This window comes from Streptomyces canarius (genome assembly GCF_014650735.1).
Classification (GTDB): domain Bacteria; phylum Actinomycetota; class Actinomycetes; order Streptomycetales; family Streptomycetaceae; genus Streptomyces; species Streptomyces olivaceoviridis.
Genome location: NZ_BMVN01000042.1, coordinates 15,099 through 41,150 on the forward strand (window position 1 = coordinate 15,099; position 26,052 = coordinate 41,150).

Sequence of the window (26,052 nt, forward strand, 5' to 3'; positions counted from 1 at the left end):
GTGCGGTCGGCGGCCGTCCCGCGGGGCGGGTGCGGTCAGGCCGGGGCGGGCCCGGCGCACGCGCCCGCGGCGCACGCCGTGAGCCACTGGTCGAAGTCGGCGTCGTAGCGGGTGCCGATGCCGTCGTGGTAGACGGCGTATCCGCCGGCGTAGTCACCGACGCGGAAGCGGGCGAGCATGCGCCGGACGTCGTCGGGGTGCCGCTCGGCCATGTAGCGCACGGCGAGGTAGCCCCACGGGTAGGTGCGGGTCACGTCGCTGTTGTCGTAGGTGTTCTCGAACAGGGTGCTCAGCCTGTACGTGTGCCGGCCGGCCTCCTGGACCGCCTGGTCGTCGGCGAGACCGCGGTAGCCGTAGGAGACGTACTCGGCGACGCCCTCGATCCACCACACGTCCGGCACGGAGATCTGCCGCGCGAAGTCGCCCTTCATGTCGTCGCGGGCGTCCAGGAAGTGCGTGTACTCGTGGTTGAGGTTCCAGATCCGGGCCGGGAATCCGTCGTCCTGGTTCTTCTGGTACATGATCGACGTCGGCTTGTTCGCCGGGTCCGACGGATCGCCGCCCAGCGTGATACCGCCGTTGTCGGTGCTGATGCCGTACATCGCGCCGGCGTACGTCTGGTAGTCGGCGCGGCTCGCGAACACCACGAGTTGGACCGTGGAGGCGTACTGGCCGGGTATCGCGCCCTCGGCCCCCACGACCGACCGGAAGTAGGCGTCCTGGCGGAGCACACTGGTGCAGGCGGCGTCGAGGTCGGCGGCGGTGAGCGCCTGGGCGCGGAGGGTGACGTTCGCGTCGCAGTGCCGTGTGACGGGCAGGACGGCCCTGTCGAGCTTCTCCGGCAGGCCGCAGACGTCGTAGTAGGAGCAGTCGGCCTTGTCGTAGTAGTCCGCCTGGGTGGCCACGGCCACCCAGAGCGCGGCCGTCGGGCCGGTGATCCCCGTCCGGTCCAGCAGGTCCTTGGCCAACGGGCGCACGGTGTCCCGCAGTCCGGGGTGCTCGGTGTAACGGGCCAGGTTCATCCCGGCGTTGGAGTCCAGGAAGGCCAGGTCGGTGCCGAGCCGGCCGATGTGGGCCAGCGCGAAGTCGTACAGGGCGCCGGTGATGCTCGGGTCGGTCTCGACCGCGCGTACGTAGTCCGGGTTCCAGTTGCCGCGCCACAGCGGTGTGTAGACGTCGTTGACGGCCCTGACCATGCTGTCGATCGAGTCGTACGAGCTGTCGTAGCCGTTCAGCAGCCGCCGGTAGACGTCCAGGTAACGGCCTTGCTGGTCGGCGCTGTCGGTGAGGACGACGGTCTCGCCGAGGATGTCGCCGTTGGCCGCCGTGACGTCGCGGGAGTGGGGGCGGGCGAAGAAGGTGTCCATGCCGCTCGTGACGGCGGTGGTGAGGCGGGAGGTGTACGCGCCCACGTCGCCGGGGTGGTTGAACTGCACGTAGTAGCCGGCCCGCAGGAAGAGGACCAGTTGCAGCAGGCTGCCGGAGTTGTCGCCGAGGTACTGCCCGGCGGTGCGGGTGAACGCGTGGGCGACGGTGAGCATCTGGGCCTGGCGGAAGATGTCGCGCGCGTCCGTGCCGGTGACCGAGAAGAGGGTGTTGACGCAGTCCGGGGTCGCGGCCCTGACGTAGGAGACGAGGGCGGAGCCGGTACGGCTGCCGAAGTCGGCCGGGGCGCAGGAGGCCGCCTTCGCCGCGCGTGGTCCGGCGTAACTCGTGAACGGGGGCCGCTGCGGCGGGAGGTGGACCGGGCTGAGCCCTCGGGCCCGGGTCGCGGGGCGCTCGGTCGCGACGGTGGACGCGGCGGCGGGCGACGGCACGGAGAGGTGCGCCCGGGGTGCGGTGACCGTGGCGGTGTGCGGCCGGGGGGCGGCGAGTGCCGGGGTGGACAGCAGACCGGCCAGGGTGACGCAGACGGCGGCGGTGCCGGCGATGCGGCCGGCCGTGCTTCTCGGCACGCGTCCGGGCAGCGCGAAGCGATAGCGCATCGGGATTCCTCCACGAAGGGATGCGCCTCTGTGGGGTGTCGAGGCGTATGAGGCACTGTCCCAGCGCACCGCACACCCAACAATGGCGTGTGACATAGCACATGGCATTGGCTGCTCATAACACCGCGGCGCATCCGTGACCCGCCACTACGCCCCGGCGACGCTCCAGGTGCGCGAGGCCCAGGTACGCAGGTGCGGGGCCTGCGCGACGAGGTCGCGGTACGCGTCCGTGGCGGACCGGAAGAGGGTCTCCACGGTGTCGTCGGTGACGGTGTCCGGCCGCCAGGCCAGCACATAGCGGCACCAGAGCGGGGAGCCCACCAGCGGTTTGACCGTGACGTGCGGGATCGGCCGCAGCGTCGGCTGCACCAGGGACACCCCGAGGCCGTCGGCGATCATGCTCTGTAGCTGGGTCTGGTCGCCGAGCCACTCGTGGACGGTCACCGGTGTGAACCCGGCGGCGGCGCAGGCGTCGTAGAACACCCCCGGCCAGCCGGCGCCGTCGTCCGGGGTCACGAACCAGGCGTCCTCGGCGAGGTCGGCGAGCTGGACCTGGGCGCTCTGCCGGAGCCGGTGGCGGGCGGGCAGGGCGACGAAGGTGGGCTCGGTGACGATGCCGCGGTGCCGTACGGCGGTCGAGTGCCGTAGCTCCATGCCCGGGTAGTCGGCGGCGATGGCCGCGTCCACCGCGCCCTCCTCCAGCAGTTCGACGATCCGCGTGGACGCGTAGACGCTGGTGACCGAGAGGGAGAGTTCCGGCAGTCGCGCACGGACCCGGGAGACGGTGCCGGACAGCATGGGCGAGTTCGTCGCGGCCACGCGCAGGGTGCCGCGGGGGCGGGTGGCGGGCGGGCGGTGCCCGATCGCGGCGGCCCGCGCGAGGACGTCCCGGGCCTGTTCGACGACCTCGGCGCCGTACCGGGTCGGCCGGACCCCGCCGGGCCCGCGCGCGAAGAGGGGCTCGCCGAGGTGGCGTTCGATGCGCCGCAGCTGGGTGCTGACGGCCGGCTGCGAGTAGCCGAGCTGTGCGGCGGCACGGCCCACGCTGCCCGCGTCGGCGATCGCGCACAGCACCCGCAGGTGCCGCAACTCCAACTCCATCGCTCCACTCCCCGCCCCTCGCGGCCCTCCGTACGCTCGCGCACCGGGGGCCGACCACGCCGGTCCGCCACGGCCGTCGCCTGCCGTGCTCACGACCGGCGGACCGAAGCGTTCCATTGTGCCCTCCCAGGCACAAGCCGCAGGACGGGCGGCTGAGCCGGCCTAAGCGAAGTTCCTACTTGCCTAAAGCTTTTAGGCAATTGCATAATGGCTTTCGACAGACGGGAGAGACAGTGATGGCGCGTGCGGGGCTGACCACCGAACGCCTGGTGCGGGCCGGCGCGGAGCTGGCCGACGAGGTCGGCTTCGACCAGGTGACGGTGTCCGCGGTGGCCCGGCGGTTCGACGTCAAGGTCGCGAGCCTGTACTCGCACCTGAGGAACTCGCAGGACCTCAAGACCCGGATCGCGCTGCTCGCCCTCGCGGAGCTGGCCGACCGTGCCGCCGAGGCCCTGGCCGGCCGGTCCGGCAAGGACGCCCTCGGCGCCTTCGCGAACGTCTACCGCGACTACGCCCGCGCGCACCCCGGCCGCTACGCGGCGGCCCGCCACCCGCTGGACGCCGAGACGGCGGCCGGCAGCGCGGGCGTGCGGATCGCACAGCTCACCCGGGCGATCCTGCGCGGTTACGACCTGACCGAGCCGGACCAGACCCACGCGGTCCGCCTCCTCGGCAGCGTCTTCCACGGCTACGTCAGCCTGGAGACGGCCGGCGGCTTCAGCCACAGCGCGCCCGACTCGCAGGAGTCGTGGACCCGGATCCTGGACGCCCTCGACTCCCTGCTGCGCACCTGGCCCGCCCAGCCCTGAACCGCACGGCTTCCCCACGGCGCTCCCCTCCAAACACAGGCAGACACGATGCTCACCATCCCCCTCACCGCCGGCCTGATACGCGGTGCCCTCGAACTGGAGCGCACCGCGCACGGCCTGCTGCCGCACCGGCTGCCCGCCCGGGCCCGGGCCCAGTGCGCCGACCCGCAGCTGGCCCTGGTGGAGTCCCAGCCCTCCGGCGTACGGCTGGCCCTGCGCACCCGCGCCACCACCGTCGAGCTGGACACCCTGCCGACCAAGCGGGTCTACGTCGGCGCACCGCCGCGCCCGGACGGCGTGTACGACCTGCTCGTCGACGGACGCCCGGCCGGCAGCGCCTCCCTCACCGAGGGCAACAGCCTCACCATCGACCTGGGCACCGGCACCGCCCGGCACCGGCCCGGCCCGGTGGGCACCGTGCGCTTCACCGGCCTCCCGGACACCGTCAAGGACGTGGAGATCTGGCTGCCGCACAACGAGACGACCGAGCTGGTCGCGCTGCGCGCCGACGCCCCCGTCGAGCCCGTGCCGGACCGGGGCCGCCGGGTGTGGCTGCACCACGGCAGCTCGATCAGCCACGGCTCGGACGCGGCGAGCCCCACCACCACCTGGCCGGCGCTCGCCGCGTCCCTGGGCGCAGTGGAGCTGATCAACCTCGGGCTCGGCGGCAGCGCGCTGCTCGACCCGTTCACCGCCCGGACGCTGCGCGACACGCCCGCCGATCTGATCAGCGTCAAACTGGGCATCAACCTGGTCAACACCGACCTGATGCGGCTGCGCGCCTTCGGCCCCGCCGTGCACGGATTCCTCGACACCGTCCGCGAGGGCCACCCCGACACCCCGCTGCTCGTCGTGTCGCCGGTCCTGTGCCCGCTGCACGAGGACACGCCCGGTCCCACCGTCATGGACCTGACCGCCCTGGCCGAGGGGCGCCTGCGGTACCAGGCCGCCGGGGATCCGGCCGAGCGGGCGGCCGGGAAGCTCACCCTGGGGGTCGTCCGGCAGGAGCTGGCCCGGATCGTGCACGAGCGGGCGGCCGGGGACCCGGCCCTGCACCACCTGGACGGCCGCGAGCTGTACGGGGAGGCCGACTTCGCCGAGCTGCCGCTGCCCGACGGCCTCCACCCCGACGCCGCCGGACACCGCCGCATCGGCGAGCGGTTCGCGGCGCTGGCGTTCGCCGGGGACGGGCCCTTCGCGGAGCGCACCGCCTGACCGGAGGGGGCCGGTGCCCCGGCTCGCGCCCGGAACCCCCTCACACCAGGTGCGCGAAGACCACCAGGTTGTCGGTGTAGTCCCGCACCGTCCGGTCGTAGTCCCCGGCGCAGGTGATGAGCCGGGCCTCGGGGCGCGACGCGTCGGCGTACACCCGTTCGCTGGGGAAGTCGTCCTTGGCGAAGGTCTCGGCGCTGTCCACGACGAAGTCCGCCGTGCGCCCGTCGGCCCGCTGCACCGAGAACCGGTCGCCGGGCTCCAGCTCGTCGAGGTTGGCGAAGACGGCCGGCGAGGTCACCGTGTCGACGTGTCCGGCGATGATCGCGGTGCCCCGCTCGCCGGGCGCGGCACCCTCGGCGTACCAGCCGACGAGATTGGTGTCGGCGGCGGGCGGCGGCTCCAACTGGCCCGAGTCGCCGAGCGCCAGGGAGGTGAAGGGGGCGTCCACGGAGATCTTCGGGATGCGCAGCCGGGTCGGTGCGGACCTCGGCAGCGCGTCGTCGGCCTGCCAGGAGTCGGTCGCCGGCGGGGCACCGGTGCCCGAGGCCCGGTGCGCCTCCGGCTTGTCGTCCGGCTGCTGGTGACCGCCGAACATGCTGACGGCGAGGAAGACGGCCGCCACACCCCACAGCGTCAGCCGCCCGCCGTAGCCGGCGCGCTGCTCGTCCGCCGCCGGTCCTGACGGGGTCGGGGAAGAGGGATCTGCTGCCATCGGACACCACCTCACTCGGGCACGGCAGCACGGGGATCAGGGCGGGGAAGACGGCGCCGGGACCGGCGTCCCGGGCGGGGCGCAGGGGGCGCGGGCCGCCGGCGCGGGGGCGCGCCGGCGGCGTCCGCAGCCCCTGGGACGTACGGCCCGTCAGGACGCCGGCTGGGCGGCCTTCTTGCGGCGCAGTGCGTAGGCACCGGTGGCGCCTACGGCCAGGACGGCGAGGCCGCCCGCGGTGGTACCGGGCGTGGCGAGCGCGCCGCCGCCGGTGTGCATGCCACCGCGCGGCTTGTCGCGGTCGCCACCCCAGTCGCCCTTCTCGCCCTTCTCGCCCCGGTCGCCCTTCTCACCTCGGTCGCCCTTGTCGCCGTTGTCGCCCTTGTCGCCGTTGTCGCCCCCGCCCTCGTCCTCGTCCTTGTCGCGGTAGCTCTCGGGGTCGAACCGGCTGTCGCCGCTGGAGCCCCAGTCCTGGCTGCGCACCGTGGCGAGGGCTCCGCCACCCGTGTGCATTCCGCCGCGCGGCCCGTCGTGTTCCCCACCGCCGCCGCGCCTGTTGCCGTAGTCCTTGTCCTGTTCGTTGCCGGATCCCTCGTCCTCGTCGGACTCGCTGTCCTGCTCCTTGCTGTACGAGGAGCCGCCCCGGCCGCCGCCGTCGTGCCCGGCCGCTACCGCGAACGCGGCGCCGGGTGTGGCGAAGGATAGGGCGGCGGCGGCAGCCGCCGTTGCCAGGAGCATGCGGGCAGAGCGCATAGTGATGTCCTTCCGCCGTGACCGGGCAGCGGATACCTCATCAGCTGGATGGACCCGGCCCCGACATGAACCACCGTCAGTGAGGCCCCTGGCTCCCACCATCCGGGCCGCCCAGCCGGGTCACCACGCCACCCGTCTGCCCCAGCGCACCGGCTCCGGGGCCCCTCGTCCGGGTCAATCGCCGACGCGGTCCACGCCTGCCGGGGTGGGCGCGTCGTACGGCAGCCGGGAACGCCCTCACCCCCTCCCTGTGCAGCGCCGCCCGAAGGAGGCACTCCATGCCGACGAACCCCCGGTACGGGCGACGGGTCCGGTGGCCGGCCGCCGCGTGGGCCGGTGCTCTGCTCGCCGTCACCGCCGCCGCCGCGCCCGCCCGCGCGGGGGCGGACACCGTGACGGAGTATCCGGTGACCACGACGGCCGGTGCCGCTCCCGTCGGCATCACCGCCGGTCCGGACGGCGCGCTGTGGTTCGCGGAGCACGGCGCCGGACGGATCGGGCGGATGGCGGCCGACGGCACGGTCACCGACATCCCGACCTCGGGCCCGGACACCGGCCCGGCCGAGATCGTCCAGGGACCGGACCGCGCCCTGTGGTTCACCGAGACCACCGCCGGGCGGATCGGCCGCGTCACCCCCGCCGGACGGCTCACCGAGTTCCCGCTGCCGGCGGCCGGCAGCGGCCCGGACGGGATCGCGCCCGGCCCGGACGGGGCGCTGTGGTTCACCGAGGCGACCGGGAACCGGATCGGCCGCATCACGACCGCGGGGCGGATCACCGAGTACCCGGTGCCCACGCCGGACGCCTCCCCCCACTCCATCGCGGCGGGCGGCGACGGCGCGCTGTGGTTCACCGAGCTGAGCGGCGGCAAGGTCGGGCGGATCACCCCGGCCGGACAGCTGACCGAGTTCCCGCTGCCCGGCGGGGCCTCCGGTTTCCCGGGCGGCATCGTCGCCGGGCCGGGCGGCATGTGGCTCACCGCGTCCGGCGGGCATGCGGTGGTCCGCGTCGACCACACCGGGCACGTCACCCGGTTCCCGCTGCCCGGCCCGGACAGCCTGCCCGGCGGCATCACGCGCGGGCCGGACGGACAGGTCTGGTACGCCGACCAGGCCGGCCGCGTCGGCCGGATCACCGCGACCGGCACCGTCACCACCTTCCCGGTGCCGGACGGCGGCGAGAAGGTGCCGCTGCGGCTGACGGCCGGACCCGGCGGGGCCGTGTGGTTCACCGAGCTGCTCGGCAACGCCATCGGCCGGATCCGGGTGCCCGCCCGGTGAGCCGTCCCGGCCGCCCTCCTCCCTCCCGGCCCGCCGCCCTCTTGTTATGACCGCTGTCATAACGCAGGCTGGTGCCGACAGCACGTCGAGGCCGACGGCGGTGGGAGGAAGCAGTGGCGGACGGGATGGCGCGGGCCCTGTGGGAGCGGTACGAGCCGGTGCACAGTCTCGTGTACTTCGCACCGGAGGCACGCCGGGCCGCGGAGGGGCTCGGGCTGCGCGGGTTCTGGATGGGCTACTTCGCGCTGCGCGCCGCCCCGCTCGGCGCCGCGGCCCCAGCCGTGGTGACGAGCTGCTTCTACGTCTTCCACCCGGCCCGGGTGACCCGGGCGCTGCCGGACGCCTGGTCGTACACCACCCCGGCGGAGGCGCTGACGGCCCGGCTGGAGGCGATGGACGCGGCGATGACCCGCCTGTTCGGGGCGGACACCGTCGGCTCCGCCGCGTTCACGCAGGCCGCGGACCTCGCCTGGGAGGCCGCCGCGGGCGCGGACACCGCGGGCCGGGTGCTGGGCGCCGCCAATCAGGCGCTGGAACGGCCGGCCAAGCCGACCGCCCGTCTGTGGCAGGCCCTGACGACCCTGCGCGAGCAGCGGGGCGACTCCCATGTGGCGGTGCTGGTCGGCCTGGGGCTCGGACCGGTGGAGGCCATGGTGCTCAAGGCGGCGGCCGGCGAGTCCGACGGGGCCTTCCTGCGCGAGACCCGGAAGTGGCCGCAGGACGAGTGGGCGGCGGCCGTGGGCAGGCTGCGCGCGGACGGCCGGCTCACGGCGGACGGCACGCTGACGCCGGCGGGCGCGGCCCTGCGTGCCCAGGCCGAGGCGCTCACCGACGCGGCGGCCGAGGGACCGTGGGCCGCGCTGGGCGCCGAACGGAGCGGGCGGCTGGCCGCGCTGCTGGAGCCGCTGGCCCGCACGGTCGGGGACTCGGGCCTGCTGCCGGCCGGGAATCCGGTGGGGCTGACCCGGGTGACGTACCCCGTCGGCCGCTGAGGGGGCTCCGGGCGCCGGGCCGGGGACGCGCCCCGGCGGGAGGGCGAGCGGAAACCGCGGGGCGATGCGGGTGCGGATTCGGCCTCGGCACCCGCGAGCCCCCGGCGTGGCGCCGCGGCACCCGCACGGCGGCCGTGCCGGACCAGCACGGGCAGCGACCGCCTGAGTGTGACTGAGAACAGTCGTGTCGACGGTTGAAGTGCCAGGTGAGCGGCCTGGATCACGGGTCGTACGCTGGGGACCGTGGTCAACCGGGACGAGGATCCAGGACAGGTGGCGGCCCGGCTCACCGGGCGCCCGGTGAGCCGGGCCCGGCGGTCGTCGGGCTCGCCCGCCGAAGTGCTGCTGGACGGCGGGACCCCGGTGATGGTCAAGCGTGGCGACGGCCCCGGGGCGGTGCGCGCCGAGGTGGCGGGGCTGCGCTGGCTGGCCGCGGCGGACGCGGTCCGGGTGCCGGCGGTGCTCGGGCACGACGAGCACTGGATGGTGACCGAGCGGGTGCCCACCGGCGCTCCGGATCCCGGGGCGGCGCTGCGTTTCGGCCGGGCCCTCGCCGCGCTGCACGCGGCCGGCGCACCCCACTTCGGGGCACCGCCGCCCGACGGGCCCGAGGACGCCTGCATCGGCCTCGCCCCCCTGCGCAACGCACCGGGTACCGACTGGCCCCGCTGGTACGCCGAGCACCGCGTGCTGCCGTATGTGCGCGGCGCGGTCGACCGCGGCACGCTCCGGCCGGACGAGGCGGCGGTGTTCGAGCGGGTCTGCGCACGGCTGCCGGAGCTGGCGGGGCCGGCCGAGCCGCCCGCCCGGCTGCACGGCGACCTGTGGAACGGGAACGTGCTGTGGGGCGCCGACGGCGAGGTCCGGCTGATCGACCCGGCCGCGCACGGCGGGCACCGGGAGACCGACCTGGCGATGCTCCATCTGTTCGGCTGCCCGTACCTGGACCGGGTGCTCGCCGGCTATCGGCGGGCGGCACCCCTGGCCGACGGCTGGCGGGACCGGGTCGGCCTGCACCAGCTCTTTCCGCTGCTGGTGCACGCGGTGCTGTTCGGGCGGGGATACGCCGAACAGGCGCTGGCGGCGGCACGCGGCGCGCTCGCGCGATGACCCGGAAGGAACCCCTCCGAAGGGTGCTCACTCACCGTAAGGAAACCAATCACCCGTTCGACTCGTATAAGGACGTGAAAGCCGAATCAGGGAGAGACCATGCAACCGTTCACGCTCAACTACGCGCGGCCCGCAGTGCAGTTGGACGTCATCGCTCCGTATGCGTACGACTCCGGACTGCAATTGAACGTCCTCCCGGACGGGCGGATCGCCGCCACCGACCACGCGACCCTCAGAGCACTCGGGACCACGACCTCGACCGCCGGTTCCAAGACGCACTTCGACGACTGAACCGCGGGCTTCCACAGATGACCGTGCTCATCCTGACCAGTGAAGAAGACGTGACGGCGGACATGGTGGTCCTCCGGCTGGGCGAGGCGGGCGTTCCCGTCGTCCGGCTCGACCCCGCCGACCTCACCAACGGGGTGGCGCTGTCGGGCGAGTACGTACGAGGCGCCTGCCGGGGACATCTGTCCGTCGGCGGGCGCCTGGTGAGCATGAACGGCCTGCGCTCCGTCTGGGTGCGCAGGCCGGGCGACCCGGCCGCCCGCGCCGCCCATCCGTCCGCCTGGCTGACCGAGGAGTCGTCGCAGGCGCTGTACGGCATGCTGCGCTGCACCGACGCCCGCTGGATGAACCACCCGGACGCCGCGCGCCGGGCCCGGCACAAGCCCTGGCAGCTGCATCTGGCCCAGCACAGCGGCCTCGCGGTGCCGGCCACCCTCATCACGACGTTCCCCCAGGCGGCGCGGGAGTTCGCGGAGCGCTTCCCGGACCTGGTGGTCAAGCCGGTCTCCGGGGCGCACCCGCAGGAGCCGCCCAGGGCGGTGCCGACCAGCCGGGTCGCGCCGGACGCCGACTTCACGGCGGTCGCCTTCGGCCCGACCCTGCTGCAACGGCGGATCGCCAAGCGGGCCGACATCCGGCTCACCGTCGTCGGCGACACACTGCTGGCCGCGCGCAAGCCCGCCGACCCGGACGCCCATCCGGACGACGTGGACGTCCGCTTCGCCCCGTCGGTCTCCCCCTGGCTGCCCGCCGAGGTGCCGCCGCGGGTCGCCGAGGGCGTGCTGCGTTACATGGCGGGCGCGGAACTGGCGTACGGCGCCTTCGACTTCGCCGAGGACGCCGACGGGATCTGGTGGTTCCTGGAGTGCAACCAGTCCGGCCAGTTCGGCTTCGTGGAGATGGACACCGGTCAGCCCATCGCCGCGACCATCGCCCAGTGGCTGGCCGAAGAAGGCGGTGCCGGCCGCGGGAGCGCGGACGGCGACCGGAGCACGGCATCGTGAGGGTGCCGGGATCGGCTCGGAGAAAGGAACGCGACATGCGCATCGGACTGCTGGGAACGGGCCCGTGGGCCAAGGCGGCTTACGCCCCCGCCCTCGCCGGGCACACCGGCCTGGAGTTCGCCGGGGTGTGGGGGCGCCGGCCGGAGGCGGCCACGGAGCTCGCGGAGCAGTACGGCGTCGCCGCGTACGCCGACGTGGACGCGCTGCTGGCCGACGTGGACGCGGTGGCGGTTGCCCTGCCGCCGTCCGTGCAGGCCGAGTTGGCGGTGCGGGCGGCACAGGCGGGCCGCCATCTGCTGCTGGACAAGCCGCTGGCGGTGACGGTCGCCGAGGGGCGGGCCGTCGTGGAGGCGGTGGAGAAGGCCGGGGTGGCGTCGGTGGTGTTCTTCACCGCGCGCTTCCAGAAGGAGCCGGAGGCCTGGATCGACGAACAGGCGGCCGTGGCGGGCTGGTTCACGGCGCGGGCGCAGTGGCTGGGGGCGGTGTTCACGAGCGACAGCCCGTTCGCGGCCTCGCCGTGGCGGCGGGAGAAGGGCGCGCTGTGGGACGTCGGCCCGCACGCCCTGTCGGTGCTGCTGCCGGTCCTCGGCGACGTACGGCAGGTCGTGGCGGCGGCGCACGGCCCCGCGGACACCGTGCACCTGGTGCTCGACCACTCCACCGGCGCGTCGAGCACCCTCACGCTGAGCCTGACCGCCCCGCCGGCGGCGGCCGGGGCCGACGTGGAACTGCGCGGCGAGGCGGGTGTGACGCTCCTGCCGGGGAGTTCCGAGGGAGCGGTCCCCGCGCTCTCCCGGGCCGCCGACGCGCTGGTGCGGGCGGCCGGCACGGGCCGGCCGCACCCCTGCGACGCCGCGTTCGGCCTCCGGGTCACCGAGATCCTGGCCACGGCGGAGGCACGGCTGGCGGACGGCGGGGAATGACCGGCCGCGGCGCCGGGCAGGGGGCCGGTCCCGCTCCCCGGCGCCGCGGGTCACCGCGCCCTCAGCGCGTCACCCGGCCGTGGCCTCGTGGTCGCTCCAGTAGTTGACGCGTTCCCGTACGACGGGATAGCCGGCCTTGGTGAAGTGCGCGGCCATCGGGACGTTGCCCTGGTCGGTGGCGGCGGCGACGAACTCGGCGCCCTGTCCGACCAGGAAGTGGGTGCACTCGACGAGCAGGTCGTAGGCGTAGCCGTGGCCCCGGTGCTCCGGCACCACGCCGATGAAGGCCACGCACGGCCCGCCGGGGTTGCGCGCCGGGATGTGGATGCCGACCGGGTCGCCCTCCGGGGTGCGCGCGATCTGCCACCACTCGCGCGGTGACGGGAACCAGCGCAGGATCTCCAGGTCCTCCCGGGCCGCCTGGTCCACGCCTCCCCGCTCGATGGCCCGGCGGGCGTGCGCGTCGAGCGTGCCGGAGTTGATGCGGCGCAGCAGGTCGAGGAACACGTCGTCGTCCGGTTCGGCGGTGAACAGGAGTCGTCCGGGCCGCTCGGGCAGTCCCCGGTCCGGGGTCCAGCGGTAGAGGAAGCGCTGCACCAGGGGGGTGTAGCCGGCCTGGCGCGCTGCACTCTCCCGGACGGCCACCGCGCCCCGTCGCAGCGGGTCGTCGCTCCAGCCGGCGGGCAGGTCGAGTTCGAGTTCGGGTGTTGTCCAGGGCGCCGTCCGCAGCAGCTCGGCACCCGCCTCCTCCTCGCCCTCGGCGACGTCGAACCAGTTGATCACGAGTGGCTCGGGGTCCTCGGGGCGGCCCCACCAGGCGGCGCGCGCCACGGTACGGCCGTCACGCAGGGCGATGCGCTGCCAGTCGGGGCGGTAGTGGGTGCCGCGGTGCTTCTCGCTCAGCGCGAGCGGGTCGGGCATGGTGCGGAAAAGGTGGGCACTGCTCTCGTCGAGCGTGCGGATGACCACGTCGGTCAAGGAATCCTCCGGGATGCGTACGGTGTGCGCGCTCCCGGTCGGATCAGACGTGACACGCCCGCGGCACGGGGAGGGGGGAGCGCTGGATGGTGGTGGTCCACATGACACTCGCCTCCTTCGTCCGTCCGTCTCGGGCGTGATGATCACAGGCTAGGGGTTCGGCCGACCGGGGTCCACCCCTTTTCGAGGGGCGTCCCCGCGCGGCCTGCCGCGGGTTCGTCCGCGCGGCGCGGTGCGCCGGGAGCGGCGTAACTTGGGGATGTGGAATCGGTGCGCGGCCGGTCGCCGCGCGGGGACCGGGAGGATCGGGGCTGGCTGCGGGGTGCGCCGCCGCCGTGGTGGGTCCGCGTGCTGCCCGTGCTGCTGCTCGCGGCCGTCGGCTCGGCCACGCTGGTCACGTCGCACGCGCGCGATCTCGGCTTCCTGCTGGGCGCCATCCCGCCGCTGGCGGTCCTGTCCTACGGCCCGGTGATGACCGGTCTGCTCGGTGTGGGCGCGATCGTGGTGCTGAACGTCCCGGCCACCCATCTGAACCTCCCCGGCAACACGGATGTGCTCACCATCGCGTTCGTGGCCGCGCTGAGCGTGTTCGTGTCGTATGTGCGCAGCCACCGGGACGCCCAGCTCGACACCGAGCGGGCGATCGGCGAGGCGGTGCAGCGGGCCGTGCTGCCCCCGCTGCCGGACCGGGTCGGGCGGGTCGGGTGCGTGTCCTTCTACCGGGCCGCGCAGGACGGGACGCTGGTGGGCGGCGACTTCTTCGACGTGCGGAAGGGGCCGTGCGGCGTGCGCGCGGTGATGGGTGACGTGCGGGGGCACGGGCTGGCCGCGGTCGCGACGGTGGTGTCGCTGCTGGGGGCGTTCCGGGAGGCCGCCCTGGACCAGCCGGACCTGGAGTCGGTGGCCGCCCGGCTGGACCGCCGGCTCGCGGCGGACACGGCGGACGTCCGGGACGGGGAGCTGTTCGCGACGGCCCTGCTGCTGGAGTTCGCGGCGGACACGGCCGCGGTCCGGCTGGTGGCCTGCGGTCATCCGGTGCCGGTCCTGCTGCACGAGGGACAGGCCCGGGAGGTGACCGTCGCGCCCGGTCCGCCGCTGGGCATCGGGCTCCTGGGGGTCGATCCGCCGAAGGAGGCCACCGAGGCGCTCGGACCGGGCGACCGGCTGTTCCTGGCCTCCGACGGCGTGTGGGAGGCGCGGGACGGCACCGGCGCCTTCTACCCGCTGCCGGAGCGGCTGGCCGCCCTGTCCGGCACCCCGTCCGCCGAGCTGCCCGGCGCGGTGTGGGCGGACCTGGCCCGGCGGCGCTACGCGATCCGCGACGACGTCACCATGCTGGTGCTGATGCCCGGGCTGCCCGCCGCCTGACCTCGTCGTCCCCGCCGGTCAGCCCACGTCCCACAGGAAGCGGTGGGTGTGGATGCCGAAGTACGGGAAGGACCGGATCTCGCGGACGCCCTCGATGGGGCGCACCACGTCGTTGACGAAGTCGAGCAGCGCCTTCGGGCCGGGCGCGACCACCTCGGCGAAGAGGTCGAAACCGCCGGAGGTGAGCACCGAGTAGACGACCTCGGGGCGCTCGGCGAGGGTGTCGGCGACGGTCCGGGGGTCGCCGTCGACGCCGATGCCGAGCAGGGCCATGGCCTGTCCGCCCATGGCCATCGGGTCGGTGACGCCGACCACCTGGACCGTCCTGGAGTCCAGCAGCCGTTGCAGCCGCTGCCGGGCCGCCGAGGCGGACAGCCCGACCTTGGGGCCGAGGTCGGCGTAGGCGATACGGCCGTCGGTCTGGAGTTCGCGCAGGATGGCCCGGTCGATGTCGTCCATGTCCTTCATCCCGTCCGGCTCCCTTCCTCAGGCGGCCAGTTCGGCGAGCGCGGCGGCGAACACCTCGGTGTGGGTGTCGACGTCCCGCTCGGTGGTGTCCGGGCACATCAGCGCCATGTTGTGGAACGGGGTCAGCAGGATGCCCCGGTTGGCGAGGTAGAGGTGCAGGAAGTCCTCCAGCTCCGGGTCGGAGGCCGCCGCGGACTCGGTGCCGGTGCGGGGGGCCGGGGAGGTGAAGCGGTACTCGGTGCGGGCGCCGAGCCGGCTGACCGACCAGGGCAGCCGGTGGGCCTCGATCCCCGCCCGGACACCCGCCTCGAACCGCTCGGCGAGGGTCGCCATCCGGGCGAACGCCTCGTCGGTCAGCACGTGCTCCAGGGTGGCGCGGGTGGCCGCGACCGACAGCGCGTTGCCCGCGAGGGTGCCGCCGACGCCGCCCATGTCGACGAGATCCAGGTCGGTGCGGCCGAGCAGCCGGTCGGCGAGTTCGGCGGAGAGCCCGTAGGCGCCGGCCGGGATGCCGCCGCCGATCGCCTTGCCGATGGTGAGCAGGTCGGGTTCCAGGTCCCAGGCGGCCGTGCAGCCGCCGGGCCCGGCGGAGAAGGTGTGCGTCTCGTCGTTGATGAGCAGGGCACCGTACCGCCGGGTCAGCTCGCGGACGCCGGTGAGGTAGCCGGGTTCGGGCAGCACGATGCCGATGTTGGTGAGGGCGGGCTCCATCAGTACGGCGGCGACGTCACCGTGGGCCAGCTCGCGCTCCAGCCCGGCGAGGTCGTTGAACTCGGCGACCCTGCTGGTCAGCGTCACGTCGCAGGGCGCGCCGACGTTGCCGGGGCGGGCGGTGCCGGTGCCGTCCGGGCCGGTGACGATCAGCGACTCGTCCACGCTGCCGTGGTAGCAGTAGCTGTTGACGAGGATCTTCGGCCGGCCGGTGACCGCCCGGGCGAGCCGGATCGCCCAGCGGTTGGCGTCGGTGGCGGTGAGCGAGAAGCTCCAGCGGGCCAGGCCGAAGCGCCGGGTCAGTTCGGCGCCGACCCACTCGGCGTCCTCGGTGGGCAGCATGGCGGTGGCCCCGCCCAGTTCGGCGTACCGGTGGTGCACCGCCTCGGTGACGGGGGCGGGTGAGTGGCCGGCCATCGCGCCGGTGTCGCCGAGGCAGAAGTCGATGTACGCGTGCCCGTCGACGTCGGTGACCCGGGCGCCGCGCGCCCCGGCCAGGTAGCGCGGAAAGGCACCGGCGGTCTTGTTCATCCAGGTCATCGGCACCCGGCCGAAGAGGTGGTCGGCGCGCGCGTACGCCGCCCGGGAGCGCGGGTTGCGGCGTTCGGCCTCGGCGCTCTCGCGGGCCAGGAGGGCGGGCAGACGGGTGCGGTCCATGGGACACCTCGAACAGAGACGGGGAAGGAATGCCGTGAACGTACGACGGAAACGATGCAGATCTCAAGAGGTGACGCTCGATTCAATTGCGATGACGCACGAATTGTGCGCAGCGAGTCCGCTCCGTCCCCCGGACGGGTGACGCGTCCCCGTGTCTCGACTGACGAACCGGCGCGCGGGGTTCGAACGTCCCGCCTCAAACGCCAGGGCGCGCCACCCCTTCCGCCACATAGAAATATCTACAACCATGCATATGCCGGGTTGGCGTGCGAACGCACGATGTGCCCGGTCACGGCCGTTCCCTGCGCTCGGGCAGGCGAGCGAGGACATCCGGAGCAGTGCATGACGAACACGATGTGGACGCGGGGCGTGGAGTGGCTGGCGGCGGCGTCGGCCGACCCGCGCGCCTGCAAATGGGAATGGGACCACGGCGAGGGCATCGCACTGCTGGAGGCGGGCCGCTTCTGGGACGTGCTGAGCGTCCCCGACCGGCTGGGACTGCTCACCCTGGACCTGCTGTGGCGGCCCGGCCTGCCGGTGCCGGGGCCGACGCTGGTGGACACGGCGGCGGGGCGGGTCGGGTTCTTCCTCCCCCCGGACCCGTCCGGCGGCTGGATCGGCGCCGGGCTGCGGTACGCGACCAAGGGCTCCTGGGTCACCGCGCCGCCGCCCTACCGGCCCGCGCGCTCCTTGGAGTGGCTCGTGCCGCCCGACGGCACCGGCACGCTGCACGCGCCCGGCGCCCTGGAGGAGGCACTGCAACAGGCCAACGGCACGCTGGCGGTGCTCACGCCGCTGTGCGGGCAGTACCGGTAGCGGCTCAGAGGTGCCGGGCCTCGCGCCGGGCGCCGCGGGTGCGGCCGGAGAGGGCCGCCCACAGCGCGTCGGGCTCGGCGGGGACGGTCCGCCCCTGCGCCCGCCACTCCGCGACGAGCCCGGCGTAGATCGGTTCCCCGGTACGGTCCATCTGGCGCAGCCGGCGCATCCGGTCCATGCGCTCCATCCGGTCCATCCAGTCCAAGCGGTTCATGCCGGGGCAACGCCCGGGACCCGCCACCGGTACGCCCCGCACCGTCCGCTCACCGGGTCGGGTGACTCCATCGCCCGAACGAGGCCTTCCGCCCGTCGGACAAGCATGACGTCGGTCCGGGGTGTCCTGGGCGGCCGGGCGGTGCGACGGACATGGCTCCGCCGGCGGCCTGGGGGGGTGGCCGCCGGCGGAGACGCCGCGCCCCGGGCGGGGGGAAGGCCCTGGGCGACTCAGAGGTCGGATGCCCCGGAATCCGCGACGTACGCAGACGAACTCCGGCTGATTCCCAGGGCCGGTCCGGCCAGGCCCGGCACACCCGGGCCCACCGCCGGAACTCCCCCGGTGCCCGGCCGCCCGGCGCGACCCCGTTCGCCCCCTTCGTCGCCGTACCGCCCCTCACTCCGCCTCGGCGGTCCCCCCGCGCCCCATCCCGGCCGCCGCCAGGGCCGCGCCCAGGACGCAGAGCGTGCCGGTGAGGACCGCGGCGGTGTGCAGGCCGTTCAGGAAAGCCCGTGCGCTGCCCTCGGTCACGGCCGCCCGGAGGGGGTTCGGCAGGGCGCCGGAGACGGGGGCCACCCCCATCGCCACCGCGTCCTTGGCCTCGGCCAGCCTTCCGGCCAGGGCCTGCGGCACGCCCGCGCCGGTCAGCTCGGTCCGCAGCGTGGCGCCGACACGGGCGCTGATGACGGAGACCAGCACGGAGGTGCCGAGGGCGCCGCCGATCTGGAGGGTGGTGGCCTGGAGTCCGCCGGCCACACCGCCGTCCCGTACCGGCGCGTTGCCGACGATCGCGTCGGAGGAGGCGGAGAGCACCATGCCGACGCCGAGGCCGAGCGCGACGAACGGCGGCCACATGGTGGCGTACGAGGAGTCGCCGGACCAGCTGAGCATGGTGAAGCAGGCCGCCGCCTGGAGCAGCATGCCGAGCGGCATGCAGAAACGGGCGCCGAAGCGCTCGGTCAGGGCGGCGCCGAGCGGGGAGGCGACGAGCGAGGCGAGGCTCAACGGGAGGGTGTGGACCCCTGCCTGCACAGGCGTCAGGCCGCGCACGTTCTGCAAGTAGAGCATGACGAAGAAGATCACGCCCAGCATGACGAAGAAGTTGAGGGCGGTGATGACCGTACCGACCGTCAGGTCCCGGCTGCGGAAGAGCCGCATCGGCAGCAGCGGGTGCTCGACACGGGTCTCGTGGCGGCCGAAGACGACGAGGAGGAGCAGACCCGCGAGGATCGCGCCCCACGTGCCGGCCGACGCCCAGCCCCAGGTCTCGCCCTTGACGACACCGAACACGACGCTCAGCAGGCCGAGGGCGAGCAGGACGACCCCGGTGACGTCGAAGCGGTGGTGTCCGGTCGGATTCTTCGACTGCGGCAGCACGAACGCGCTGAAGGCGCAGGCGAGTACGCCGATGGGCAGGTTGATGTAGAACACGGACTCCCAGCTCACGTTCTCCACCAGCAGACCGCCGGCGATCGGGCCGAGGGCCGTGGAGACGGCCGAGACCATCGCCCAGATGCCCACCGCCATGCCGAACCTGCGCGGCGGGAACACCGCCCGCAGCAGGCCGAGGGTGTTGGGCATGAGCAGGCCGCCGAAGACTCCCTGGAGCGCGCGGAAGGCGACGACGCCCGTGATGGAGCCGGACAGGCCGATGGCGACGGAGGAGAGCGCGAATCCGGCGACTCCGGCGAGGTAGAAGGTACGCCGGCCGAACCGGTCGCCGAGCTTGCCGCCGAGGATGAGGGTGGCGGCGAGGGCGAGCAGGTAGGCGTTGGTCACCCACTGCAACTGGGCGGTGGACGCGTGCAGTTCGCGGCCGATCTCGGGGTTGGCGATGGCGACGACGGAGCCGTCGAGCTGGACCATGAACAGGCCGAAGGCGACCGCGCAGAGGGTGAGCCAGGGGTTGGAGCGCCGCCGGGCGGCGGCGGTGTCCGGCGCCGTGGGCGGCGCGGAAGGCGCCGGCGACGCGGGCACGGCGGAGTGATCCACGGAGGTGGACGGCATGGAGAAGCCTCGTCTGGTGCGGGGGTGTGGTGGTGACGGCGGAGAACACCCACGACGGCCCGCGCCCCGGGGACCGGCGACGGCACGCACGGGCGCCGGCGCCGCAGGGGGCTACGGCTCAGTGGGCAGCGGAACGGAGCCCGCGCGTCAGTGAATGCAGAGCGCCGAGGGCCGAGCCCAGGGCGTCCATCTCGCCCTCGGTCAGCGAGAGCAGTGCCTCCGTGAGATGGGAGACCTGGAGGGCGCGCACCTCACCGAGGCGGCGCCGGGCCACGGCCGTCGGATGCAGGCGGACGACGCGCTTGTCGGTGCCGTCCTGCCGGCGCTCCAGCAGTCCCTGCTCGGTGAGCTGGGAGACCAGCGCGCTGACGTTGTTGGGCTTCATCAGCAGGGCGTCGGCGGCCTCGCGGACCGTGGCGCCCTCGTGCTCGGCGACGTGGCGCAGCAGGTTGAGGTGGCCCTCGGGCGGCTTGGGGAGGGCGTAGTCGCGGGCGACCAGCCGGTCCAGGGCCCGGTGCAGCGCGGGCAGGGCGTCGGCGAGCGCCGGGGCGACGCGGTCGACGTCCCGCTGGGGAGCGCTGGATCCGGGCAGGGAGGACACGACCGCAACGATAGGTATGATTTCATACCCATGTCAAACAGGTATGAGGCCATAGGTATCCGTCCGGCGCCCGGGGACGGCATAAGCTCGGCAGATGGCGAAGTACTTCGACGTGCACCCCGAGAACCCGCAGCCGCGCAGCATCGGCCAGGTCGCCGACGCGGTCCGCTCGGGGGCGCTCATCGCATACCCGACCGACTCCTGTTACGCGCTCGGCTGCCGGCTGGGCAGCCGGGACGGCATCGACCGGATCCGCTCCATCCGCCGGCTGGACCACCGGCACCACTTCACCCTGATGTGCCGGGACTTCGCGCAGCTCGGACAGTTCGTCCGGGTGGACAACGACGTGTTCCGGGCCGTGAAGGCGTCGACGCCCGGCAGCTACACGTTCATCCTGCCGGCCACCCGCGAGGTGCCGCGGATGCTCCAGCACCCGAAGAAGAAGACCGTGGGCGTGCGCATCCCCGACCACGTGGTCACCCAGGCGCTGCTGGCCGAGCTGGGCGAGCCGCTGCTGTCCAGCACGCTGCTGCTGCCGGACGAGGAGGAGCCGCTGACCCAGGGCTGGGAGATCAAGGACCGGCTCGACCATGTGGTGGACGCCGTGGTCGACTCGGGTGACTGCGGCACCGAGCCGACGACGGTGGTCGACTTCTCCAGCGGCGAGGCGGAGATCGTCCGACGGGGCGCCGGGGACACCAGCCGCTTCGAGTGAGCCCGGGGGCACCGGGCGGAGCCGGTGAGCGCCTTGGGCGGTACGCGAGCGCCGGGGACATCCGCCCGGCCGGGTGAGCACGGGCCGCCGTATGCGAGCGACGCGGACTCACAGGAGCCGCGCGAGCGCGGGCTCCGGCCCCGGCACCACAGGCACCACAGGCACCACAGGCACCACAGGCACCACAGGCACCACAGGCACCACAGGCACCAAGCGAGCACTACCCACCGCACACAAGCACCTCCGGCACCACGCCAAGCCACGTGAGCGCCGGCCACCCACGCCTGCCCCGCGGACATCGTGCGGAGCCGCGCGAGCTCCGGCTCCGACACCGCGCGAGCCGACACCGTCCCGCACGCGAGCGCCCGGGGCACCGGGTGCGCCGTACCTGATCTTGCGTGGCAGCATGGCCGTAGCCGCGGCGCCGGGCGGGCACCCGCCGCCCGCGCCATCCCCGAGGGAGGGCCTTCTCACCATGACCGATGTCCAGGCGACCGCCGTCGACATCCCCACCGAGGACGGCGTCGCCGACGCCTACCTCGTCCATCCGGCCGACGGCCGCCCCCGTCCGGCCGTGCTCTTCTACCAGGACGCCTACGGTCTGCGGCCGTACCTGCGGTCGATGGCCGACCGGCTCGCCGGCGCCGGTTACACGGTGCTGGTGCCGAACGTGTTCTACCGCCTGGGCCGGGCGCCGGTCCTTCGGCTGCCCGAGTTCATCGACCCGGGCGCCGACCCGACCCTCTGGGAGCGGCTCGGTCCGATCGTGGCCGGGCTGACGCCGGACCAGGTCAGGCGGGACGCCGACGCCTACCTGCGGTGGCTGGCCGACAGCCCGGTCGCGGCCGACGGCCCGGCCGCGCTGACCGGCTACTGCATGGGCGCCCGGCTCGTGCTGTGGACCGCGGGCGCCCACCCGGACCGCGTCGCGGCGGGCGCCGGCTTCCACGGCGGGCGCCTCGCCACCGACGACCCGGACAGCCCGCACCTCCAGGCCCCGGACATCACCGCGGAGCTCTACTTCGGGCACGCCGACGAGGACCCGTCGCTGCCCCCGGAGCAGGTGGCGCGCTTCGAGGAGGCGTTGACCGCCGCCGGAGTGCGGCACACCTGCGAGGTGTACGCCGGTGCCCACCACGGCTACACCCAGGCGGACACCCCGGCCTACGACCAGGAGGCCGACGAGCGGCACTGGGCGGCGCTGCTCGGTCTGCTCAAGCGCACGTTCTGACGCTGGACGCGCGCACGTTCTGACGCCGGGCCCGGCGTCCGCCCGGTGGCGGGCGCCGGGCCGATCTTGTCCCTGTCATTGACATGCTCCCGTCTGAGCATGAGTCTGAGAGCGCTCTCAGAGCGGTACGGACCAAGTCCGTACGACCCCGACCCCACACGGAGGTGGAGAGTGCCTCACAGGCTCACCCGCAGCGCGCTTCCCCGGCGCGCGCTCCCCCTGGCCGCCGCCGCGACACTGCTCGGCGGACTGCTCGCCCTCGGCGCACCGCAGCGTGCCGACGCCGCCGTCCCCGACACCATCCCGCTGAAGATCACCAACAACTCGGGCCGTTCCGAGCCGCTGTACCTCTACGACCTCGGTACCCAGCTGTCCTCGGGACGGCAGGGCTGGGCCGACGCGAGCGGCGCCTTCCACGCCTGGCCGACGGGCGGCAATCCGCCGACTCCCGCACCGGACGCGGCGATACCCGGCCCGGCCGCCGGGCAGTCCACGACCATCCGCATCCCCAAGTTCTCCGGCCGCATCTACTTCTCGTACGGCCAGAAGCTCGACTTCAGGCTCACCACCGGCGGCTTGGTGCAGCCGGCCGTCCAGAACCCGTCCGACCCCAACCGGAACATCCTCTTCAACTGGTCGGAGTACACGCTCAACGACTCCGGGCTGTGGCTCAACAGCACCCAGGTGGACATGTTCTCGGCACCGTACGCGGTCGGGGTGCAGCGGGCCGACGGCAGCGTCAGCAGCACCGGGCATCTGAAGTCCGGCGGCTGGAACGGCTTCTTCGACGCGCTCCGCGCGCAGCCGGGCGGCTGGGCCGGCCTGATCCAGACCCGCTCCGACGGCACCGTGCTGCGCGCGCTGTCCCCGCTGTACGGCGTGGAGACCGGCGCGCTGCCGGCGAACGCGATGGACGACTACGTGGGCCGGGTCTGGCAGAAGTACACGACGTCGACGCTGACCGTCACGCCGTTCGCGGACCAGCCGAACACCAAGTACTACGGCCGTGTCTCCGGGAACGTCATGAACTTCACCAACGCTTCCGGCGCGGTCGTCACCAGCTTCCAGAAGCCCGACGCGGCCAGCATCTTCGGCTGCCACAAGCTGCTGGACGCCCCCAACGACCAGGTCCGCGGCCCCATCTCCCGTACGCTGTGCGCCGGTTTCAACCGGTCGACCCTGCTGGTGAACCCCAGCCAGCCGGACACCACGACGGCGAACTTCTACCGGGACGCGGTGACCAATCACTACGCGCGCGCGATCCACGCGCAGACGGCCGACGGGAAGGCGTACGCGTTCGCCTTCGACGACGTCGGCAACCAGGAGTCCCTGGTGCACGACGGCAGCCCGCAGCAGGCGTATCTGACGCTGGATCCGCTGAGCTGACACGCGAGCGGTCCCGCACCCGGACGGCCGGGTGCGGGACCGCTGTCACCAGCGCCGGCTCAGCCGGTCGTCAGGGCCGTGTCGTCCACGACGAAGCTGGTCTGGAGGGAGGAGTCCTCCACGCCGTTGAACTTCAGCGTGACCGTGGAGCCCGCCAGCGAGGACAGGTCGAAGGTCTTCTGGGCGTAGCCGGAGGCCGCGTTCAGGTTCGAGTAGGTCGCGAGGGTCTGCGCACCGGCGGTCACCGTCAGCTTGTCGTACTGGGTGCTGGTGCTGGTCTCGGCGGTGTCGACGTGCAGGTAGAAGGTCAGGGTCGCCTTGCAGCCCGCGGGGATCGTCACCGACTGGGAGACGCTGTCGGTGTGCGAGGAGCCGTACCCGTCCAGCCACGCCTTGTAGGAGCCGCTGTGGGCCGCCTCACCGCTGTCGGTGGTGATGACGCCGCTCGTCGCGGTCCAGCCGGTGCTGCCCGACTCGAAGCCGGGGTTGCTCAGCAGCTGGGTGGAGGTGCAGCCGCCGCCGGTCGCGCTGACCGTCCAGCCGAAGGTGGCGGTGCCGGTCGCGCCGGTGGAGTCGGTCACCGTGACGGTGGTGCTGGACGTGCCCGCCGTGGTGGGCGTCCCCGAGATCAGACCGGTCGAGCTGTTGATCGACAGGCCGGCGGGCAGACCGGAGGCGCTGTAGGTCAGCGCGCCGCTGTTGGTGCTGCTCGCCTGGATCTGGAGGTTCACGGCGGTGCCGACGGTGGCGGACTGGCTGCCCGGGTTGGTGACCGTCACCCCGCTGCTCGGCGGGTTGATGTGGCTGCCGACGTTGATGCCGGCGAACGCGTTGCCCACCCCGGCGTACTGTGTGGAGTTGGTGCCGTACAGCGCGGCTGCCGCGTTGAGGGCGGCGGTGCGGGCCCCGGCGTAGTTGGTGCTGGACGTCATGTACGTCGTCAGCGCCTTGTACCAGATCTTCAGCGCGGCGTCGCGGCCGATGCCGGTGACGGCGACGCCGTCGGAGGTCGGGCTGTTGTAGGTCACGCCGTTGACGACCTTGGTGCCGCTGCCCTCGGAGAGCAGGTAGAACATGTGGTTCGCCGGGCCCGAGGAGTAGTGCACGTCCAGGTTGCCGACGCCGGAGTACCAGCTGTCCGCCGAACCGCCGTCCTTGCTCGGCTTGTCCATGTACCGCAGCGGCGAGCCGTCGCCGTTGATGTCGATCTTCTCGCCGATGAGGTAGTCGCCGACGTCCTTGGAGTTGTTCGCGTAGAACTCCACGCCGGTGCCGAAGATGTCGCTGGTCGCCTCGTTCAGGCCACCCGACTCACCGCTGTACTCTAGGCCGGCGGTGTTGGAGGTGACACCGTGGCTCATCTCGTGGCCGGCCACGTCCAGCGAGGTCAGGGCGTGGGTGTTGCCCGAGCCGTCGCCGTAGGTCATGCAGAAGCAGCTGTCGTCCCAGAAGGCGTTGACGTAGCCGCTGCTGTAGTGGACGCGGCTGTAGGCGGCGACGCCGTCGTTGCGGATGCCGCTGCGCCCGAAGGTGTTCTTGTAGAAGTCCCAGGTCTCCTGCGCGCCGTAGGCGGCGTCGGCGCCGGCGGTCTGGGTGTTGGAGCCGGTCCCGTCGCCCCAGACGTCGTCGGTGTCGGTCATCAGGGTGCCGGTGCCGGAGGTGCCCCGGTTGAGGTTGTACGTCTTGTGACCGCCGCGCGTGGTGTCGTACAGCTGGTACGTCGAGCCCGACAGCGTGGTGTTCAGGGTGACGGTGCCGCTGTACTGGGTGTTGCCGGTGCCGGTCTTGACCGCCTGGTACCGGTACAGCTCCTTGCCGGTGGTGGCGTCGGTGATGACGTGCAACTGGCTGGGCGTGCCGTCGTCCTGGAGTCCGCCGATCACGGTCTCCCAGGCGAGCTTCGGGGTGCCGTCGCCGGCCCAGATCACCTTGCGGGCGCTGTCGGTGGTGGGCTTCTCGGCGCGCAGGGTCTTCGCGGCCTTCAGGGCCGTGGTCGCGGCGGCGGCCTTGCTGACGGTCGCGGTGGTGGAACGCACCTTGATCGTGCGCTTGTTGTTGAAGGTGGTGCTCACGGTCCCCTTGGCCAGCGAGGCGGGCGGGGTGTGCACGACGAGATCGCCGCCGAGGACGGGCAGTCCGGCGTACGTGCGCTCGTAGCGCGTGTGCAGGGTGCCGTCGTTGTCCTTGACGACGTCCCTGACGACCAGCTTCTCCTGGGCGCCGAGGCCGAGGGCGCGGGCGGTCGTGGTGGTCTGCTGCCGGGCGCTCTTGATCAGCGCCTGGTGCTGGGCCGGGCTGAGCTTGGCCTCCAAACCGCCGGCGCGCAGCGGGCTGGGGTGGACAGCGGCCGGCGCGGCGGTCGCCGGGACCGCCTGGAGGCCGACGGCGAGGAAGGCCGCGGTGGAGACCAGGGCGGCTCCGACCGTGGCCCGCTTGTGGGGAAGGGGTCTGTGGGGTCTCACTCGTACTCCTCCTGCTGCGACCGCCGGTCGGCGGCCGGTGACAGACGGGCAGACGGGTCTGCTGCCCGGGGTGAGCTGAGCTGTGCGGGGCCGTGATCCAGGAACGGGTGGGGTGGATCAGCGTGCTGAGGGAGAATGACAGCATTGACCGAGCCATGTCACCTCACGGCGGGTCAATCGAGGGTTTTCCCTATCGGCCCGAAAGCGCGAACAGGGAGGCGGGAGCGTGGCTTTGGGGCATGGTTGGGGGTGGCGGAATCCGTGCCTTG

24 protein-coding genes are annotated in these 26,052 nt (G+C 73.4%); 13 read left to right on the plus strand and 11 right to left on the minus strand.

Going from position 1 to position 26,052, the window contains the following annotated elements; genetic code table 11:
- Nucleotides 1–35: 35 nt before the first annotated feature.
- Both IE294_RS36820 and IE294_RS36825 read right to left on the minus strand, forming a co-directional pair.
- Nucleotides 36–1,985: a collagenase gene (locus IE294_RS36820; RefSeq protein ID WP_189893484.1), complete on the minus strand. Its 1,950-nt coding sequence runs from the start codon at nucleotides 1,983–1,985 to the stop codon at nucleotides 36–38.
- Between the two features lie 147 nt (nucleotides 1,986–2,132).
- Entirely contained in the window at nucleotides 2,133–3,086 is a 954-nt protein-coding gene (locus IE294_RS36825; RefSeq protein ID WP_189893486.1) for a LysR family transcriptional regulator, read from the minus strand.
- A 236-nt stretch (nucleotides 3,087–3,322) separates the two neighbouring features.
- On the opposite strand from IE294_RS36825, the gene IE294_RS36830 reads away from it, so the two are divergent.
- Both IE294_RS36830 and IE294_RS36835 read left to right on the plus strand, forming a co-directional pair.
- Nucleotides 3,323–3,895, plus strand: coding sequence for a TetR/AcrR family transcriptional regulator (locus tag IE294_RS36830; RefSeq protein WP_189893488.1), 573 nt, complete (start codon nucleotides 3,323–3,325; stop codon nucleotides 3,893–3,895).
- Between the two features lie 48 nt (nucleotides 3,896–3,943).
- Nucleotides 3,944–5,110, plus strand: coding sequence for a GDSL-type esterase/lipase family protein (locus IE294_RS36835; protein WP_189893490.1), 1,167 nt, complete (start codon nucleotides 3,944–3,946; stop codon nucleotides 5,108–5,110).
- 40 nt (nucleotides 5,111–5,150) lie between these two features.
- Here IE294_RS36835 and IE294_RS36840 read toward each other — a convergent pair whose 3' ends face one another.
- Nucleotides 5,151–5,822 (minus strand): class F sortase, encoded by a 672-nt coding sequence (locus tag IE294_RS36840; RefSeq protein ID WP_189893492.1) that lies wholly within the window; start codon nucleotides 5,820–5,822, stop codon nucleotides 5,151–5,153.
- A gap of 150 nt (nucleotides 5,823–5,972) precedes the next feature.
- Entirely contained in the window at nucleotides 5,973–6,572 is a 600-nt protein-coding gene (locus IE294_RS36845; RefSeq protein WP_189893494.1) for a hypothetical protein, read from the minus strand.
- A 278-nt stretch (nucleotides 6,573–6,850) separates the two neighbouring features.
- On the opposite strand from IE294_RS36845, the gene IE294_RS36850 reads away from it, so the two are divergent.
- The 6 genes from IE294_RS36850 (at nucleotide 6,851) to IE294_RS36875 (ending at nucleotide 12,169) form a co-directional block, all read left to right on the plus strand.
- Nucleotides 6,851–7,852: a Vgb family protein gene (locus tag IE294_RS36850; RefSeq protein ID WP_189893496.1), complete on the plus strand. Its 1,002-nt coding sequence runs from the start codon at nucleotides 6,851–6,853 to the stop codon at nucleotides 7,850–7,852.
- A gap of 113 nt (nucleotides 7,853–7,965) precedes the next feature.
- Nucleotides 7,966–8,844: an SCO6745 family protein gene (locus IE294_RS36855; protein WP_189893497.1), complete on the plus strand. Its 879-nt coding sequence runs from the start codon at nucleotides 7,966–7,968 to the stop codon at nucleotides 8,842–8,844.
- Nucleotides 8,845–9,117: 273 nt separating this feature from the next.
- Nucleotides 9,118–9,954, plus strand: coding sequence for a fructosamine kinase family protein (locus IE294_RS36860; protein WP_189893568.1), 837 nt, complete (start codon nucleotides 9,118–9,120; stop codon nucleotides 9,952–9,954).
- A 99-nt stretch (nucleotides 9,955–10,053) separates the two neighbouring features.
- A complete protein-coding gene (gene tgmA / locus IE294_RS36865; RefSeq protein WP_189893498.1) occupies nucleotides 10,054–10,245 on the plus strand; it encodes a putative ATP-grasp-modified RiPP in 192 nt (63 codons plus the stop codon).
- A 17-nt stretch (nucleotides 10,246–10,262) separates the two neighbouring features.
- Nucleotides 10,263–11,246 (plus strand): ATP-grasp ribosomal peptide maturase, encoded by a 984-nt coding sequence (gene tgmB / locus IE294_RS36870; protein ID WP_189893499.1) that lies wholly within the window; start codon nucleotides 10,263–10,265, stop codon nucleotides 11,244–11,246.
- A 35-nt stretch (nucleotides 11,247–11,281) separates the two neighbouring features.
- Nucleotides 11,282–12,169, plus strand: coding sequence for a Gfo/Idh/MocA family protein (locus IE294_RS36875; protein ID WP_189893500.1), 888 nt, complete (start codon nucleotides 11,282–11,284; stop codon nucleotides 12,167–12,169).
- Between the two features lie 69 nt (nucleotides 12,170–12,238).
- On the opposite strand, the gene IE294_RS36880 is transcribed toward IE294_RS36875, so the two are convergent.
- Entirely contained in the window at nucleotides 12,239–13,147 is a 909-nt protein-coding gene (locus IE294_RS36880) for a GNAT family N-acetyltransferase (protein WP_189893501.1), read from the minus strand.
- A 261-nt stretch (nucleotides 13,148–13,408) separates the two neighbouring features.
- Here IE294_RS36880 and IE294_RS36885 point away from each other — a divergent pair, with 261 nt between their 5' ends.
- Nucleotides 13,409–14,515, plus strand: coding sequence for a PP2C family protein-serine/threonine phosphatase (locus tag IE294_RS36885; RefSeq protein WP_189893502.1), 1,107 nt, complete (start codon nucleotides 13,409–13,411; stop codon nucleotides 14,513–14,515).
- Between the two features lie 18 nt (nucleotides 14,516–14,533).
- On the opposite strand, the gene IE294_RS36890 is transcribed toward IE294_RS36885, so the two are convergent.
- Together IE294_RS36890 and IE294_RS36895 are read right to left on the minus strand one after the other, a co-directional pair.
- Nucleotides 14,534–14,974 carry an Lrp/AsnC family transcriptional regulator gene (locus IE294_RS36890; RefSeq protein WP_189893570.1) on the minus strand — a complete coding sequence of 147 codons (441 nt, stop codon included), beginning with the start codon at nucleotides 14,972–14,974 and terminating at the stop codon, nucleotides 14,534–14,536.
- A gap of 27 nt (nucleotides 14,975–15,001) precedes the next feature.
- The gene (locus IE294_RS36895; RefSeq protein ID WP_189893504.1) at nucleotides 15,002–16,351 is read right to left on the minus strand and encodes a transaminase; all 1,350 of its coding nucleotides are present in this window, start codon (nucleotides 16,349–16,351) and stop codon (nucleotides 15,002–15,004) included.
- 342 nt (nucleotides 16,352–16,693) lie between these two features.
- Between IE294_RS36895 and IE294_RS36900 the strand changes: the two genes are divergently transcribed.
- Nucleotides 16,694–17,167: a hypothetical protein gene (locus IE294_RS36900; RefSeq protein ID WP_189893506.1), complete on the plus strand. Its 474-nt coding sequence runs from the start codon at nucleotides 16,694–16,696 to the stop codon at nucleotides 17,165–17,167.
- A gap of 4 nt (nucleotides 17,168–17,171) precedes the next feature.
- On the opposite strand, the gene IE294_RS36905 is transcribed toward IE294_RS36900, so the two are convergent.
- The 3 genes from IE294_RS36905 to IE294_RS36915 form a co-directional block, all read right to left on the minus strand.
- Nucleotides 17,172–17,381, minus strand: a complete 210-nt coding sequence (locus IE294_RS36905) for a hypothetical protein (RefSeq protein ID WP_229917704.1) — start codon at nucleotides 17,379–17,381, stop codon at nucleotides 17,172–17,174.
- Between the two features lie 396 nt (nucleotides 17,382–17,777).
- Nucleotides 17,778–19,388, minus strand: coding sequence for an MFS transporter (locus IE294_RS36910; protein ID WP_189893508.1), 1,611 nt, complete (start codon nucleotides 19,386–19,388; stop codon nucleotides 17,778–17,780).
- 118 nt (nucleotides 19,389–19,506) lie between these two features.
- Entirely contained in the window at nucleotides 19,507–19,980 is a 474-nt protein-coding gene (locus IE294_RS36915; RefSeq protein ID WP_189893572.1) for a MarR family winged helix-turn-helix transcriptional regulator, read from the minus strand.
- Between the two features lie 103 nt (nucleotides 19,981–20,083).
- Between IE294_RS36915 and IE294_RS36920 the strand changes: the two genes are divergently transcribed.
- From IE294_RS36920 to IE294_RS36930, 3 genes are all read left to right on the plus strand, one after another.
- The gene (locus IE294_RS36920) at nucleotides 20,084–20,704 is read left to right on the plus strand and encodes an L-threonylcarbamoyladenylate synthase (protein ID WP_189815283.1); all 621 of its coding nucleotides are present in this window, start codon (nucleotides 20,084–20,086) and stop codon (nucleotides 20,702–20,704) included.
- Between the two features lie 475 nt (nucleotides 20,705–21,179).
- Nucleotides 21,180–21,935: a dienelactone hydrolase family protein gene (locus IE294_RS36925; protein ID WP_189893510.1), complete on the plus strand. Its 756-nt coding sequence runs from the start codon at nucleotides 21,180–21,182 to the stop codon at nucleotides 21,933–21,935.
- A 171-nt stretch (nucleotides 21,936–22,106) separates the two neighbouring features.
- Nucleotides 22,107–23,321, plus strand: coding sequence for a glycoside hydrolase family 64 protein (locus IE294_RS36930; RefSeq protein WP_189893512.1), 1,215 nt, complete (start codon nucleotides 22,107–22,109; stop codon nucleotides 23,319–23,321).
- A 59-nt stretch (nucleotides 23,322–23,380) separates the two neighbouring features.
- Here IE294_RS36930 and IE294_RS36935 read toward each other — a convergent pair whose 3' ends face one another.
- Nucleotides 23,381–25,783 (minus strand): M4 family metallopeptidase, encoded by a 2,403-nt coding sequence (locus IE294_RS36935; protein ID WP_189893514.1) that lies wholly within the window; start codon nucleotides 25,781–25,783, stop codon nucleotides 23,381–23,383.
- Nucleotides 25,784–26,052 lie beyond the last annotated feature (269 nt).

Excerpts from the sequence above, each read along its gene's own strand:
- IE294_RS36820 (WP_189893484.1), bottom strand. The coding sequence starts at position 1,985 with ATGCGCTATCGCTTCGCGCTGCCCGGACGCGTGCCGAGAAGCACGGCC.
- IE294_RS36825 (WP_189893486.1), bottom strand. The coding sequence starts at position 3,086 with ATGGAGTTGGAGTTGCGGCACCTGCGGGTGCTGTGCGCGATCGCCGAC.
- IE294_RS36830 (WP_189893488.1), top strand. The coding sequence starts at position 3,323 with ATGGCGCGTGCGGGGCTGACCACCGAACGCCTGGTGCGGGCCGGCGCG.
- IE294_RS36835 (WP_189893490.1), top strand. The coding sequence starts at position 3,944 with ATGCTCACCATCCCCCTCACCGCCGGCCTGATACGCGGTGCCCTCGAA.
- IE294_RS36840 (WP_189893492.1), bottom strand. The coding sequence starts at position 5,822 with ATGGCAGCAGATCCCTCTTCCCCGACCCCGTCAGGACCGGCGGCGGAC.
- IE294_RS36845 (WP_189893494.1), bottom strand. The coding sequence starts at position 6,572 with ATGCGCTCTGCCCGCATGCTCCTGGCAACGGCGGCTGCCGCCGCCGCC.
- IE294_RS36850 (WP_189893496.1), top strand. The coding sequence starts at position 6,851 with ATGCCGACGAACCCCCGGTACGGGCGACGGGTCCGGTGGCCGGCCGCC.
- tgmA (WP_189893498.1), top strand. The coding sequence starts at position 10,054 with ATGCAACCGTTCACGCTCAACTACGCGCGGCCCGCAGTGCAGTTGGAC.
- tgmB (WP_189893499.1), top strand. The coding sequence starts at position 10,263 with ATGACCGTGCTCATCCTGACCAGTGAAGAAGACGTGACGGCGGACATG.
- IE294_RS36875 (WP_189893500.1), top strand. The coding sequence starts at position 11,282 with ATGCGCATCGGACTGCTGGGAACGGGCCCGTGGGCCAAGGCGGCTTAC.
- IE294_RS36890 (WP_189893570.1), bottom strand. The coding sequence starts at position 14,974 with ATGGACGACATCGACCGGGCCATCCTGCGCGAACTCCAGACCGACGGC.
- IE294_RS36895 (WP_189893504.1), bottom strand. The coding sequence starts at position 16,351 with ATGGACCGCACCCGTCTGCCCGCCCTCCTGGCCCGCGAGAGCGCCGAG.
- IE294_RS36900 (WP_189893506.1), top strand. The coding sequence starts at position 16,694 with ATGACGAACACGATGTGGACGCGGGGCGTGGAGTGGCTGGCGGCGGCG.
- IE294_RS36905 (WP_229917704.1), bottom strand. The coding sequence starts at position 17,381 with ATGAACCGCTTGGACTGGATGGACCGGATGGAGCGCATGGACCGGATG.
- IE294_RS36910 (WP_189893508.1), bottom strand. The coding sequence starts at position 19,388 with ATGCCGTCCACCTCCGTGGATCACTCCGCCGTGCCCGCGTCGCCGGCG.
- IE294_RS36920 (WP_189815283.1), top strand. The coding sequence starts at position 20,084 with ATGGCGAAGTACTTCGACGTGCACCCCGAGAACCCGCAGCCGCGCAGC.
- IE294_RS36925 (WP_189893510.1), top strand. The coding sequence starts at position 21,180 with ATGACCGATGTCCAGGCGACCGCCGTCGACATCCCCACCGAGGACGGC.